The sequence below is a fragment of the Pusillimonas sp. T2 genome (genome assembly GCF_002236805.1).
In the GTDB taxonomy this organism is placed as follows: Bacteria; Pseudomonadota; Gammaproteobacteria; order Burkholderiales; family Burkholderiaceae_B; genus Neopusillimonas.
Genome location: NZ_NIQA01000004.1, coordinates 1 through 13,171, shown reverse-complemented (window position 1 = coordinate 13,171; position 13,171 = coordinate 1). Strand labels below are relative to the sequence as shown.

Genomic DNA, 13,171 nt, shown 5'->3' with positions numbered 1-13,171 from the left:
TCAACGTAACTTCAAAGTAGCTAAACCGATCAGCACCAGCATCATGCTGATGATCCAGAACCGAACGACCACCTGGGTTTCTTTCCAGCCGCCGACCTCAAAGTGATGGTGCAACGGCGCCATTCGAAATACTCGTCGCCCTTGTCCGTACTTTCGTTTGGTGTACTTGAAATACGTGACCTGAATCATGACCGACAACGTTTCGACGACGAAGACGCCACCCATAATGAACAGTACGATTTCTTGACGCACGATAACGGCGATTGTGCCTAACGCACCGCCAAGCGCCAACGCACCGACATCACCCATAAAAACTTGGGCCGGATACGTGTTGAACCACAAAAACGCCAGACCGGCACCGGCAATGGCCGCGCACAATACCATGAGCTCTGAAGCGCCCGGAATATAAGGGAAAAGCAAATACTTGGAATAGTCGACGCGACCCACGACATACGCGAAAATACCCAGCGCGCTTCCAACCATGACGGTGGGCATGATGGCCAGGCCGTCTAGGCCGTCAGTCAGATTGACCGCGTTACTCGACCCCACGATCACGAACCAGGTCAGCGCCACAAAGCCGAATACGCCCAGCGGATAACTTACGCTCTTGAAAAACGGCACGATCAAGTCAGCGCGCGTGGGCAAAGACATGGTAAACCCGCTCGCCACCCAATCGCGAAACAGCGGCCAAAGCTCTGCATTGGCCGGCGCCGACACCGCAAAGGCAAGATAGACGGCAGCAACGATGCCAATCAGCGCCTGCCAAAAAAACTTCTGGCGCGACGACATGCCCTCGGGGTCGCGATGCACGACCTTTTTATAGTCGTCCGCCCAACCTATCCAGCCAAAGCCGAAAGTCACCAACAGCACGACCCATACAAAACGGTTCGTCCAGTCGGCCCATAACAAGGTACTGACAGCGATTGAAATCAGAATCAAGGCGCCGCCCATGGTGGGGGTGCCTGTCTTAACCAGATGGGTTTCGGGCCCATAACTACGGACGGCCTGCCCGATTTTCAGTGCGGTAAGTTTGCGAATTACTGCCGGCCCGGCGACAAGGCCGATCAACAAGGCCGTGGCGCAAGCCAACAAGGCACGCAGAGTGATGTATTCGAAAACACCAAGGGCACGGAAGTGCGGCGACTCGGACAACCAGCGTGCAAGCTCAAGCAGCATGATCAGATCCCTCGTTTACAGATACTTTTTGTTTTTGAAATGCCTGAACAACCCGCTCCATGCGGCTGCTGCGCGACCCCTTGACCAGCACATGCGCCGGCGTCAGCGCCACCAAACGTGAGACCAAGTCGTCGACGTTGTCGAACGTTTCTGCACCCGACCCGAACGCAGTAGCACAGTCACGTGCGGCACCACCCAGTGTCAGCAAATGCTCAATACCTTGCGACCGTGCATATGCGCCAACTTCAGCATGCATTGCGGGTCCGTTCTCGCCGACCTCGGCCATTCCACCCAAGACGAGCACCTTGCCCCCCTTCAAACTGGCAAGCACATCAATGGCGGCACGCACCGAGTCGGGGTTCGCGTTGTAACTGTCGTCGATAAGCTGATGACCATCGAGTAGCAGATGGGGTTGCATACGTCCTTTGACCGGATTGAACGCTTGCAAGCCCTCTACTATCGCATCAAGCCCTGCACCGGCCGCAACAGCACATGCTGCAGCTGCCAAAGCATTACTCAAATTATGGCGACCCGGCGCCGACAGCTGGACCGTCGCCGTACCGCCCGGCGTGTGCAAGGTAAACCGCGTTCCAGCCGGCTCGGCATGAATATGGTCAGCGTAGACCTCAAAGGTATCGGCCAAGCCAAACTGCAAGCTGCGGCGCTGACCGGCAAACTCCGACCATAAGGCGCTGTACGCGTCATCGCCCGGAAAAACGGCTACGCCATCAGCCGGCAACGCCTGAATCACCGCACCGTTTTCACGCGCAACAGCTTCGACCGTATGCATGAACTCTTGGTGTTCTCGTTGTGCATTGTTGACCAGCGCCACGTCCGCCTGGGCTAATTCGGCCAGATGCGCAATCTCGCCCGGATGGTTCATCCCCAACTCGAAAACGGCAGCCTTATGATTGGCACGCAAACGCAAGAGCGTTAAAGGTACGCCAATGTCATTGTTGTAGTTACCCGACGTTGCCAGCGCATCGTCATTACCCACCCAGGCCCGTAGAATCGAGGCGACCATTTCTTTGGTCGTGGTTTTGCCATTACTGCCGGTAACCGCAATTGCAGGCAAGTTAAAGCGACGACGCCAGCCACGGCCCAGGCGCGTAAGCGCCGCATGAGTGTCGCCCAGCACAATCTGCGGTATGGCAAGGTCAGCCCGGCGAACAGCGACAATTGCCGCGCAGGCACCCGCCCGCGCAACCTGGTCCAGATAATCATGTGCGTCAAAGGTCTCGCCTTTAAGCGCTACGAAAAGCTGCCCGGGTTCGATAGCGCGCGAGTCAGTCGAAACTGAGACTCCCTGCAGCAATGCCAAGGCCGCCTGCGCCCACTCCCGGTCATCGAACGGCAACCTGACACCATCAATTTCTTGATAAGTTTCATGGCCCTTACCTGCCAACAAGACAACATCGGCTGCGTTCGCCTGCCAGACTGCCGACAAAATGGCATCGGCCCGATCGGCAATAATGACAGGCCGATCCCGCATACCCGATGCAATCGCCTCGAGAATTTGCCCGGGCAACTCGGTGCGCGGATTGTCGCTGGTCAGGATGACGTGATCGGCCAGTCGCTCGGCAATGTCGCCCATCATAGGACGCTTGGCACGGTCACGGTCGCCACCGCAACCGAACACCACGACAAGTTTGCCTGAACGCGTTTTCGCGACATCGCGAAGCGCATCCAGCGCGCGTGTTAAAGCGTCGGGCGTATGTGCGTAGTCGACAACCACCATGGGCAAAGCCATCTCGGGCGCCCCACAGTTATGTGGCTCGACCAACTGCAAACGACCTTCAACGGATTTAAGCTGCCCCAACACCCGGGCAATTTTTGACAGCTGCCAGCCGAGCGCCTGCAAAACGCCAGCCACCAACAGCAAGTTCGAAATATTATGTCGACCCACCAAACGCGTCATGATCTGGGCAACGCCATGCGCCAGCGCCAGATTGAAAATCACCCCGTGCGAACCCGTCTGTATATCAGTGGCACGCAGGCTTGCAGCGACATCCCCTTCAATTGAGTAGGTCTCAATTTGCGGCGCCCGGCACGACTGGGCAAACTGCCTGCCTACAGCATCGTCGGCGTTAATAACGGCAGTGCGCAAACCGGGCCAGGCGAAAAGCTGCTGCTTGGCCGCGGCGTAGGCTTGGACGGTACCGTGGTAATCGAGGTGGTCATGAGACAAATTCGTAAAGGCCGCAATTTCGATGCAAACCGACTGCAATCGGCCTTGCTCGAGCCCAATCGACGAGGCCTCAATTGCCACAACGCGAGCGCCAGCGTCGCGCAACGCCGCGAGGCAGCGATGGACGGACAAGACATCAGGCGTCGTCAGCGTGGCCCCCAAATTGGTGCCATCGGGCAACACCACGCCCAATGTGCCAATCGTGCCGCAAGCTACACCCTCGGCATTTAAGGCTTGGGCCAACCACTGAACCGTTGAGGTCTTTCCATTGGTACCGGTCACTGCGACAACCGTCAGCGCAGCAGACGCTTGCCCGTACCATTCGTGGCCGATCTGCCCCAGCATATCTTGCACGTCAGGCACTGTAATGACTGGGACCTTGTAGCCGGCATAGGCGTCGCTGGACACATCGGCAACGACAATGGCGGCCGCACCTGCCTGGACGGCCTGACTCACGAATTGGCGCCCGTCGGAAGCACGACCCGGGCAGGCAAAGAAAATATCGCCTGCGCCTACCTGACGCGAATCGAGGCAAAGATGTGCCTGGTCGCCGGCAATAGACTTGAGTTGTTTGACGAGATCCTGGGCGATCATCGGGCGGCTCCTTCTTTCGGGCCTACCGCTACCAAGGAATCGATCGGTGCATCGGGCTGCACCCCCATACGACGCAAGTTGCTGGCCACTACATTAGCAAACACCGGTGCGGCAACACGCCCACCGTAATAAACACCCGACTGCGGCTCATCGATAGAAATCGCCACCACAATGCGCGGATTTGAAACCGGCGCAAAACCGACAAACGAGCTGCGGTACTGCTTGGTGCTGTACTTGCCGTTCACAATTTTGCGCGCCGTGCCGCTTTTGCCCGCCACACGGTAGCCTTGCACCTGCGCCAGTTTCGCCCCATCGGGGCCGGCTGCTGCCTCGAGCATGGCTCGAACCGATTTAGCAGTTTCAGGGGTAAATACCTGAACACTGGTGGGCTGCTTGCCCTGACGACGCAAAAGGGTCATTGAAACCATATCGCCATTACGAGCAAATGCGCTGTAAGCATGCGCAATTTGAAGTAACGACACCGACAGACCATATCCGTAGGACATGGTGGCCCGTTCGATCGGGCGCCAGCGCTCCCAGGGACGTAACCGACCTGCGGCAACACCCGGAAAATTTGCGTCCGGCGCGCGCCCAAAGCCCAATTGCGTGAACTTGGTCCACATTTCTTGCGAGCTTAGCTTCTCGGAAATCATCGTCATTCCGATATTGCTTGAGCGGCGCAACACCCCGGCCACATCAATCACCCCATTACGGGACACGTCAGAAATAGTTGCACCGTGATAGCGATATTTACCATCGCCGGTATCAAATTGGGTGGTAGTGCGAATACGCCCCAGGTCGAGCGCCAGCCCCACGGTGAACGGCTTCATGATCGAGCCCGGCTCGAACGTATCGACAATGGCTCGGTTACGCAACTCGTTCCCTGAGCGGCTGCCGCGATCGTTCGGGTTATACGCCGGCAAGTTGGCCAGCGCCAGAATTTCACCCGTACGCACATCAATGACCACGCCCGCAGCACCCGTTGCCTTGTGCTCTTGCATTGCACTTTTCAACGCAGAGTACAAATCGAACTGAAGACCAACATCGAGCGACAAGAACAGGTCTTTGCCATGCATGGGCGGCACGGCTGCCTGCACATCTTCGACGACACGCCCCAAACGGTCTTTGATTACACGACGGCTACCTGGCTGCCCGGAAAGCGCATCGTTGAACGTCAGCTCGATACCTTCAATGCCGCGGTCTTCGATGTTTGTAAAGCCCAGTACATGGGCGGTCATATCGCCCTCGGGGTAAAAGCGGCGCACTTCGTCCTGTAAATAGATACCGGGGACTTTCAGCTGACGAATTTTCTCGGCAACGTCGGGGGCCACCTGACGCTTGATATACACAAAATTCTTGTCGACGTTGGCAAGGCGAGCCTTGATGTCGACCACCGGCATATCGAGCAATGTCGCCATTTGCGCCAGCTGCTCGGGACGCACGTTTTGGGCGTCTTCAGGTACTGTCCAGATCGCCTTGACCGGCACACTGGAGGCCAGTACGACCTTACCTGTTCGATCAAACACCTTGCCGCGCATGGCAGGCAACACGAGCGTCTTTTCGTAGCGTCGCTCGCCCTGCTTCTGCAAAAAGTCATTAGACAAGCCCTGCAAATACAAAGCCTTGGCGATCAGGGCCACAAAACCCAGCAGCATCAACACCAGCACCAAACGCGATCGCCACAGTGGCATCTGAATGTTCAGGACAGGGCTATCGTAAAAGCGGAAGCGTTTCATGGCTTGGCCCCGCTTTTCATGAAGGGGTTCGCCACTACCCGGTTCTCTTTAATATAAATGGTGCCTACGGGACGCGGCACCACCATTTGCAGATCGTGCCGGGCAAGTTCGTCAACACGGGCATTGCGCGCCAGCTCGGCACGCTCGAGTTGCAGACGCCGCCACTCGATATCCAGCTCTTGTGTTCGCGCGGTGGACCGCTCGGAGGCAATAAACAACTGCCGCGATTGATAGCGCGCCGTCACCAAGGAAATGGCTGACAACATCAAGACGACGGCAAACAACAATGACAAACGATTCATGCCCGCCTCCGTTTATGAGACGAGCCACTGTCATTAGTAGAAAGGCGCAACGCCTTGACGTACCCGGCAGCTTCACCCGGCAAAACGGGCGTTTCTGTGCGTTGGGCCACACGCAATACCGCTGAACGCGAACGCGCGTTGGCTGCCACTTCTTCGTCGGATGGCAACACACGCCCGAGCGACACCAACACGGGCTGCGGCATATCTTTTTCAGGAATAGGCAATCGGGCCGTCGCTTCGGGAGGACGAGAAGCGGCCGTGATGAACTGCTTGACCATTCGATCTTCGAGCGAATGGAAACTGATCACCGCGAGGCGACCACCTGGTGCCAGTAAGGTTAAAACTGCCTCGAGGGCGCACGCGAGTTCTTCAAGCTCTTGGTTGATGTGAATCCGTATAGCCTGAAAGGTGCGAGTGGCCGGATGTTGACCCTTTTCGCGCGTGCGGACGACACTGGCGACGAGCTCGGCGAGGTCGAGCGTTGTGCGCAGCGGCCTGGATTCGCGGCGAGCAACAACCGCCTTTGCAATCTGGAAAGCAAACCGTTCTTCGCCATATTTTGCTATGACCTCCTTAAGTTCTTCAACACTGACTTGCGCCAGCCATTGAGCAGCAGTCAAGCCCCTGCTCGTATCCATGCGCATGTCCAGAGGACCTTCGCGCATAAAAGAAAAACCACGCCCGGCGTCGTCGATTTGCGGGGAAGAAATCCCGAGATCGAGCATGACCCCATCAACGTGGTCGATATTCAGTTCGGCAAACGCCTGCGCCATAGACGCAAACCCCTGGTGAACGACGGTTACGCGCGCATCTTCGCGCTGCAGCGTCAGCGCCGTCTCGATAGCAAGGGGATCTTTATCAAAAACAATAAGTCGGGCGTCGGGGCCAAGACGAGACAACAACAGCCGGCTGTGCCCGCCACGCCCGAATGTGCCGTCAACAAAAATGCCATTGGCGCACGCCGGGCGCGTACCCACCCGAACCGACGAGCGCCCCTTGCGACCGAAGGGCTCGCTAACGAGCGCATCGACCGTGGGTTCGAGCAACACGGGCAGGTGGACAAATGTCATAGCGGCCCTTAGAAAGAGAAGTCATCGAGGGCATCGGTCATGCCCTTAGACAACGCCTCGGCCTCATTCCGTGCCCAGGCTTCGGCATCCCACAACTCGAAATGACTGCCCATACCGAGCAGCATGACCTCGCGCGTCAAGCCCGCGGCCTGGCGCAATTCGGGCGACACCAAAATGCGCCCCGAGCCATCCATGTCGACATCAAGCGCATTACCCAACAGCAAACGCTGCAAGGCGCGCGCCGAAATCGGAAACCGCGCGATTTGCTCGCGACGAGCTTCCCAAACACTACGAGGATAGACCAGCAAACAGCCGTCAGGGTGACGCGTCAGCGTAAGGCTGCCGCCTTCCTGGGAAACGAGCGCGTCACGATGCCGGGTGGGTATAGAGACCCTCCCTTTAGCATCGAGCGTAAGTGCGCTACAACCCTGGAACACGTTTTACCCCACTTTTTTGCACATTATCCTACTTTTTCCCACTCTACGACATCAAACAGGGTCGGTCAAGCGCTAAATTGCATTTTTTTCAATGACAACAAGCACTTAGAGCCAAAAAGAAGAATTCCTTTGAAAAAAATAGTCCGTTAAATCAATAGATTGCAGCTGCAACTGGAAGTGGTTTATTCGGAAATTTCGTGCAGATAAGAACGCAAGACGGCTATTTAGCAAAACATGGCGGATATGGACGCGCCAGCAGACCGACCCAGCGGGGGCCGACGATATGAACGCGGGAAATTACACCGTAACCCGACGCGCAGACACGCGCGCGTGTCTTTGGCTGCGGGACTAGATGCAGAAAAATGCAAAGAGACGGGACAGGCCTGTAGGCCGGATTCTGTACGCCGGGAAACCCGGCGGGCAATCATTCATCTGGGCGCGCCATTGCTGACGCGCTCTGGCCACCTACCCGCATACTCGGGCGGGCCGCCCTGTGAGCCCGAAAGCTCGTCGTATGCCTATTTGGTGTTGCTCCGGATAGAGGTTACCGCGTTTCACCCTGCTGCATTGCGAACGGTTACCCGACCGCGCCATACGGAAGTTGCCGTATCGGTGCGTGCAATGCACGCCCATGCAACAGACTCGTCTCTGTGGCCCTGTTCCTCGGCTTGAGGGCATGTTCACGCCCGCTTGCCGGACGGCTGTTAGCCGCTACCCTGCCCTGTGGAGTCCGGACCTTCCTCGATATACACGATACCGCGATTGCCCAGCCTGCCCCGCCACGGCATTGTAGCCCCTTTAACCCATGGTCACTGAACAAATCGCCACAAACTGCGACAATAGCTGTTGTTTCTTTTTGAGCTCTTTTGCGCAGTAAATATATGGCCACACCTTTAGTTACCCTTACCCAGATTCAACTGGCCTATGGCCATCATCCCTTGCTCGATCATGCCGACCTCACGCTATCAACCGGCGAACGCGTCGGACTGATCGGCCGCAACGGTGCTGGCAAGTCATCGCTGCTAAAACTAATTGACGGACGCAATGCACCTGATGACGGCGACATTATGCGTGTAGGCGGCCTAAAAATAGCCACCGTCGAGCAAGAGCCCGACCTTCCAGCCGACTCGACCGTACTCGATGTCCTGTGCGCCGACTACCTAGAAACCGAAGACTGGGCACGGCCAGCGCGCGCACAAGCGCTGATGACCGAACTTGGCCTGAACGCCGACGCGCTCATCGCCGGGCTTTCGGGCGGCACACGCAAGCGCGTTGCCCTGGCCAAAGCAATCGCCGACGAACCCGATTTGCTTTTGCTTGATGAGCCTACCAACCACCTTGATTTCATCGGGATCGCCTGGCTCGAAAAGTTACTGCAGAACGCCCGATGCAGCGTGGTCATCATCACGCACGACCGCCGCTTCCTTGACGCCGTCGCCACGCGCATCGTCGAACTCGATCGGGGCAAACTCTTCAGTTTTCCGGGTAACTTCACGCAGTGGCAACAACGCAAGGCCGAATGGCTAGAAGCCGAAAAAGAACAAAACGCAAAATTCGATAAGTTCCTGGCTCAAGAAGAGGTCTGGATCCGGAAAGGCGTCGAAGCCCGCCGGACACGTAACGAAGGTCGGGTCCGCCGACTGGAACAACTGCGACGCGAACGCACCGCACGCCGAGAACGGTCCGGCAATGTCAATTTGGCCGTTGTCGAAGGCCAGCGTTCAGGCAAACTGGTTGCCGAACTCCAGCACGTGTCACACGGGTACGGCGACAAACGCCTCATCAACGATCTGACGACTGTCATCCTGCGCAAAGACCGCATTGGCCTGATTGGCCCCAACGGCGCCGGAAAGACAACACTGCTCAAGATCATTCTGGGCAAGCTCGAACCCAACGAAGGCATCGTGAAGCTAGGCACAAACCTCACTATTGGCTACTTCGACCAGATGCGCTCGCAGCTAGACGAAAACGCAACCTTGGCCGACACGATCAGCCCCGGCAGCGAATGGGTCGAAATCGGCGACCAGCGCAAGCACATCATGAGCTACCTCGAAGACTTCCTGTTTCCACCAGCACGCGCACGCTCGCCGGTCAGTAGTTTGTCGGGTGGCGAACGAGCCAGGCTGGTACTGGCCCGAATGTTTGCTCGACCTACCAATATTCTGGTGCTCGACGAACCCACCAACGACCTTGACATCGAAACCCTGGAACTACTTGAAGAGCTGCTGCAAGACTACCCTGGCACCGTCTTGCTGGTCAGTCACGACCGCGCCTTCTTGAATAATGTGGTCACCCAGACACTGGCCTGGGAAGGGGACGGCCTATGGCGCGAATATGCGGGTGGTTACGACGACTGGCTCGAGCAACGCCCAGCTGCGGTACCCGTCTTTTCCAATGATGAGTCTAAATCGGTTGCGGAGCGCGACGCTTCGGCAGCGAAGCCCGCAGACAAGCCGGCATCGCGCGCCAAACCCGCCAAAGCAAGTCGTATTACATCGTGGGAGCAAAAAGAGCTGGATGCGCTTCCCGAGACCATTGCCGCTCTGGAAAGCCGCCAAAGCACCCTGGTAGAGACATTAGCCGACGGCGAGATTTATACAAAAGATCCTGACCGCGTACACGACATTAATACAGAACTGGCCACCATCGAAGCCGAACTTAGTAAAAGCTTCGAGCGTTGGGAAGCGCTCGAAGCCAAACAGGCCGGTTCTGAATAATCACGACCCCGATGAGGCCGCGGCGTGGCCGCGCCTTATTCGTAGGCGACTGACCAAGACAGTTGCTCACCCGCCGCCAAAGGTACCAGGCTTGTACCCGCGGCCGGCAAGGCTTCGGGCACCGTAAACCCTTCGCGCCTAAGTGTCAGCGTGCCCTTGTTTTGCGGCAAGCCGTAGAACGCTGGGCCGTTTTCGCTGGCAAAAGCCTGAAGACGGTCGAGCTTGCCAACCGAGTCAAAAGCCATCGCGTAAAGCTCCATGGCATGCAAAGCGGTGTAGCAGCCAGCACAACCACAAGCGTTTTCTTTCAGGCCTCGGGCATGAGGTGCGCTGTCGGTACCCAAAAAGAAACGATTACTTTGGCTTGTCGCGGCTTGCAAAAGCGCCAAACGGTGCTGCTCGCGTTTGAGAACCGGCAAGCAATACCAATGCGGGCGCATACCGCCCCGGAAAAGCGCATTGCGGTTGTAGAGCAAGTGGTGCGCCGTAATTGTGGCGCCGACCGGGCCCTCGGCATCGCGAACGTACTCAACGCCTTGTTGCGTCGTCAGGTGCTCAAACACCACCTTAAGTTGCGGAAACGCCTTGCGTAACGGAATCATGACGCGGTCAATAAAGACAGCTTCGCGATCAAAGATATCGACAGACGGATCAGTGACTTCGCCATGCACCAGCAACGGCAGCCCCTTGTCCTGCATCGCTTCCAGCGCCTTAACGCAATGGCCCAGCAAATCGGTAACACCGGCATCAGAGTTGGTTGTTGCACCAGCCGGGTACAGCTTCACACCAAACACAACATCACTATCGGCTGCAAGACGAATCTCTTCGGGTGAGGTATTGTCCGTGAGATATAACGTCATGAGCGGCTGGAAAGCGTCGCCAGACAAGCCGTTTGCCGCTAGCGCCTGGAGTATGCGTTCGCGGTAAGCCCGAGCAGCAGCCACTGTGGTCACAGGCGGAGTAAGGTTCGGCATGACAATGGCCCGCGCAAATTGGCGGGCACTATCGGCCACCACCGACTGCAGCATCTCGCCATCACGCAGATGCAAGTGCCAATCGTCGGGACGTGTAATGGTCAATGTCGAAATGTCGGAACTCATGAAAACCTCGTTAATATTTAGTCGAAAGCACCGCGTATGGTAACGTTGCAGGGGCTAACCAAAAGAATTTCCCGATGCGCAATTCAGAAAAATAAGGTACAAACACTTTTGCTGTCGGGCTCAAGAAGCGTTATGCTCGTGCCTGACCTTTACTAACAGGAGCAAATAACATATGGCAACCACCGAAAAAACCGCGCGTAAACCCAACGCAGCATTCATGAAGCCCCTTACCCCCAGCGCTACTTTGGCTGCTGTTGTTGGCGCCGAACCGTTGCCGCGTACCGAAGTTACTAAAAAACTTTGGGACTACATCAAAAAGAACGATTTGCAAGACCCCAAAAACCGTCGCAACATCAATGCCGATGACAAACTGCGCCCTATTTTTGGTAAAGACCAGGTCTCTATGTTCGAAATGACCAAGCTGGTCAGCGCCCATTTGAAGTAAACAGCGGCACAGGTTTGCGTTAACAAGCCTGCACCACGAACTTCACCCCAAACGTTGGACATTATGCCAACCTTTGGGGTGAAGTTTTTTTGGGGCCAAAAAGTGCGTTAGATTTCGGGACTGGGGGCAGTGCCTTCAAGGAGGGCCAGCCAGCCTTTAATCAGCCTATAAACCACCCAAATCACAGCAGCCAGGCCAGTAAGCCAGCCGATAAAAACAAAGGTCAGCAAAGCACTGACAATGACCCAGAGCAGACCCCACCAGAATGTTTTAATGACCCAGTCGAAATGCACGGCATAAATTGTGCCTGCGGCATCACTGCGCTTTAGATAAGCCAGCACCATGGCCGCGATTGTAGCTACACCGATAAAACCGGCACTAAGCACACCCAAGGCGAACAAGCCATAAATAATGTGCGTCAGCCACTTGAGTGACAAGCCTTTGTTTTCTTCCGGCGGTAGTGCTTCGGTCATAGACCCTCCAAATCATCAGTAGCAATTAATTTCAGTATATTTTAACCTGCCCTTCTATTACGGGCCTGATACTCGTCAACTTACCCAGAACCCTCATGGACAGTCTATCCAGCGCGCTGCACCCTTTTAGCAATCTCGACATCAATATGATGTTGATCATTTATTTGATCGCGATTACTGCCGAAGCAATGTCGGGTGCGCTGGCCGCAGGGCGCAGACGTATGGACATTTTTGGTGTAGCGGTAATTGCTTTTGTGACCGCCTTAGGCGGCGGGACTATCCGCGACGTTACGTTGGGCAACTACCCCATAGGTTGGACCCAACACCCCGAGTATGTCTATATCGTGCTGTCAGCAGGACTGCTGACGACGCTAGTTGCACGATACATGCTTCGGCTCAAGCAATTGTTTCTAATGCTGGACGCTTTAGGGCTGGTTGCATTTTCGGTTATTGGCTGCACCATTGCACTGACGCTCGACTACCCCATTGTGGTTGTCATTATTTCGGGCATGCTGACAGGCATTAGCGGCGGCGTCATGCGCGATGTATTGTGCAACCAGGTACCGGTAGTGTTTCGCCGCGAACTCTACGCCAGTGTGTCGTTGTTTGTATGTGTTCTATTCTTGCTCATGCAATGGGTAGGCGTTGGCGAGAACATCACGATGCTGGTCTGTTTTGGCTGCGGTGTGGCGTTTCGCATGTTGGCCATCCGCTTCCATTGGCGTTTGCCTGTGTTTTCGTACCAGCAACGCTGGGAATGATCTTTACCCACTGATCTTGACCCATTGATCTTTGCCTACTGCTCTACCTACTGTCCGGGCCAACCACTACAGTCACTTTCTCACCGCTGAACGCACCCTCTCACCGCTGAGCGCACCCGAAGTCCAAGTGTACTGCACGAGCGCGGAGCCTTGGGGCAAGGCAGGCGGCTAC

11 protein-coding genes and 1 other RNA gene are annotated in these 13,171 nt (G+C 56.3%); 3 read left to right on the top strand and 9 right to left on the bottom strand.

Annotation, left to right across the window (positions count from 1 at the left end; genetic code table 11):
- The 7 genes from mraY to rnpB form a co-directional block, all read right to left on the bottom strand.
- A complete protein-coding gene (gene mraY / locus PuT2_RS08275; protein WP_093970578.1) occupies nt 1–1,176 on the bottom strand; it encodes a phospho-N-acetylmuramoyl-pentapeptide-transferase in 1,176 nt (391 codons plus the stop codon).
- Entirely contained in the window at nt 1,166–3,958 is a 2,793-nt protein-coding gene (gene murF, locus PuT2_RS08270; RefSeq protein WP_093970577.1) for a bifunctional UDP-N-acetylmuramoyl-L-alanyl-D-glutamate--2,6-diaminopimelate ligase MurE/UDP-N-acetylmuramoyl-tripeptide--D-alanyl-D-alanine ligase MurF, read from the bottom strand. Before murF ends, mraY begins: the two co-directional genes overlap by 11 nt.
- A complete protein-coding gene (locus tag PuT2_RS08265) occupies nt 3,955–5,694 on the bottom strand; it encodes a penicillin-binding protein 2 (RefSeq protein WP_093970576.1) in 1,740 nt (579 codons plus the stop codon). The genes murF and PuT2_RS08265 overlap by 4 nt, the downstream gene beginning before the upstream one ends.
- Nucleotides 5,691–5,996: a cell division protein FtsL gene (gene ftsL / locus PuT2_RS08260; protein WP_093970575.1), complete on the bottom strand. Its 306-nt coding sequence runs from the start codon at nt 5,994–5,996 to the stop codon at nt 5,691–5,693. Before ftsL ends, PuT2_RS08265 begins: the two co-directional genes overlap by 4 nt.
- On the bottom strand, nt 5,993–7,066 hold the full coding sequence (gene rsmH, locus PuT2_RS08255; protein ID WP_093970574.1) for a 16S rRNA (cytosine(1402)-N(4))-methyltransferase RsmH: 1,074 nt from the start codon (nt 7,064–7,066) through the stop codon (nt 5,993–5,995). Before rsmH ends, ftsL begins: the two co-directional genes overlap by 4 nt.
- A gap of 8 nt (nt 7,067–7,074) precedes the next feature.
- Nucleotides 7,075–7,503: a division/cell wall cluster transcriptional repressor MraZ gene (gene mraZ / locus PuT2_RS08250; RefSeq protein WP_093970573.1), complete on the bottom strand. Its 429-nt coding sequence runs from the start codon at nt 7,501–7,503 to the stop codon at nt 7,075–7,077.
- A gap of 370 nt (nt 7,504–7,873) precedes the next feature.
- Nucleotides 7,874–8,281: RNase P RNA component class A (gene rnpB, locus PuT2_RS08245), an RNA gene on the bottom strand.
- Nucleotides 8,282–8,384: 103 nt separating this feature from the next.
- On the opposite strand from rnpB, the gene PuT2_RS08240 reads away from it, so the two are divergent.
- Complete coding sequence (locus tag PuT2_RS08240) at nt 8,385–10,220, top strand: ATP-binding cassette domain-containing protein (RefSeq protein ID WP_093970572.1); 1,836 nt, start codon at nt 8,385–8,387, stop codon at nt 10,218–10,220.
- A 35-nt stretch (nt 10,221–10,255) separates the two neighbouring features.
- Here the strand turns inward: PuT2_RS08240 and pyrC are convergent, their stop codons facing one another.
- Nucleotides 10,256–11,320, bottom strand: a complete 1,065-nt coding sequence (gene pyrC, locus PuT2_RS08235) for a dihydroorotase (RefSeq protein WP_093970571.1) — start codon at nt 11,318–11,320, stop codon at nt 10,256–10,258.
- A gap of 172 nt (nt 11,321–11,492) precedes the next feature.
- Between pyrC and PuT2_RS08230 the strand changes: the two genes are divergently transcribed.
- Nucleotides 11,493–11,765: an SWIB/MDM2 domain-containing protein gene (locus PuT2_RS08230; RefSeq protein ID WP_093970570.1), complete on the top strand. Its 273-nt coding sequence runs from the start codon at nt 11,493–11,495 to the stop codon at nt 11,763–11,765.
- 107 nt (nt 11,766–11,872) lie between these two features.
- On the opposite strand, the gene PuT2_RS08225 is transcribed toward PuT2_RS08230, so the two are convergent.
- A complete protein-coding gene (locus PuT2_RS08225) occupies nt 11,873–12,238 on the bottom strand; it encodes a hypothetical protein (protein ID WP_093970569.1) in 366 nt (121 codons plus the stop codon).
- Between the two features lie 95 nt (nt 12,239–12,333).
- Here PuT2_RS08225 and PuT2_RS08220 point away from each other — a divergent pair, with 95 nt between their 5' ends.
- Nucleotides 12,334–12,999: a trimeric intracellular cation channel family protein gene (locus PuT2_RS08220; RefSeq protein ID WP_233574840.1), complete on the top strand. Its 666-nt coding sequence runs from the start codon at nt 12,334–12,336 to the stop codon at nt 12,997–12,999.
- Nucleotides 13,000–13,171: the final 172 nt, after the last annotated feature.

What these genes read in the sequence shown, in the direction of transcription:
- mraY (WP_093970578.1), bottom strand. Translation starts at nt 1,176, where the DNA reads ATGCTGCTTGAGCTTGCACGCTGGTTGTCCGAGTCGCCGCACTTCCGT.
- murF (WP_093970577.1), bottom strand. Translation starts at nt 3,958, where the DNA reads ATGATCGCCCAGGATCTCGTCAAACAACTCAAGTCTATTGCCGGCGAC.
- PuT2_RS08265 (WP_093970576.1), bottom strand. Translation starts at nt 5,694, where the DNA reads ATGAAACGCTTCCGCTTTTACGATAGCCCTGTCCTGAACATTCAGATG.
- ftsL (WP_093970575.1), bottom strand. Translation starts at nt 5,996, where the DNA reads ATGAATCGTTTGTCATTGTTGTTTGCCGTCGTCTTGATGTTGTCAGCC.
- rsmH (WP_093970574.1), bottom strand. Translation starts at nt 7,066, where the DNA reads ATGACATTTGTCCACCTGCCCGTGTTGCTCGAACCCACGGTCGATGCG.
- PuT2_RS08240 (WP_093970572.1), top strand. Translation starts at nt 8,385, where the DNA reads ATGGCCACACCTTTAGTTACCCTTACCCAGATTCAACTGGCCTATGGC.
- pyrC (WP_093970571.1), bottom strand. Translation starts at nt 11,320, where the DNA reads ATGAGTTCCGACATTTCGACATTGACCATTACACGTCCCGACGATTGG.
- PuT2_RS08230 (WP_093970570.1), top strand. Translation starts at nt 11,493, where the DNA reads ATGGCAACCACCGAAAAAACCGCGCGTAAACCCAACGCAGCATTCATG.
- PuT2_RS08225 (WP_093970569.1), bottom strand. Translation starts at nt 12,238, where the DNA reads ATGACCGAAGCACTACCGCCGGAAGAAAACAAAGGCTTGTCACTCAAG.
- PuT2_RS08220 (WP_233574840.1), top strand. Translation starts at nt 12,334, where the DNA reads ATGGACAGTCTATCCAGCGCGCTGCACCCTTTTAGCAATCTCGACATC.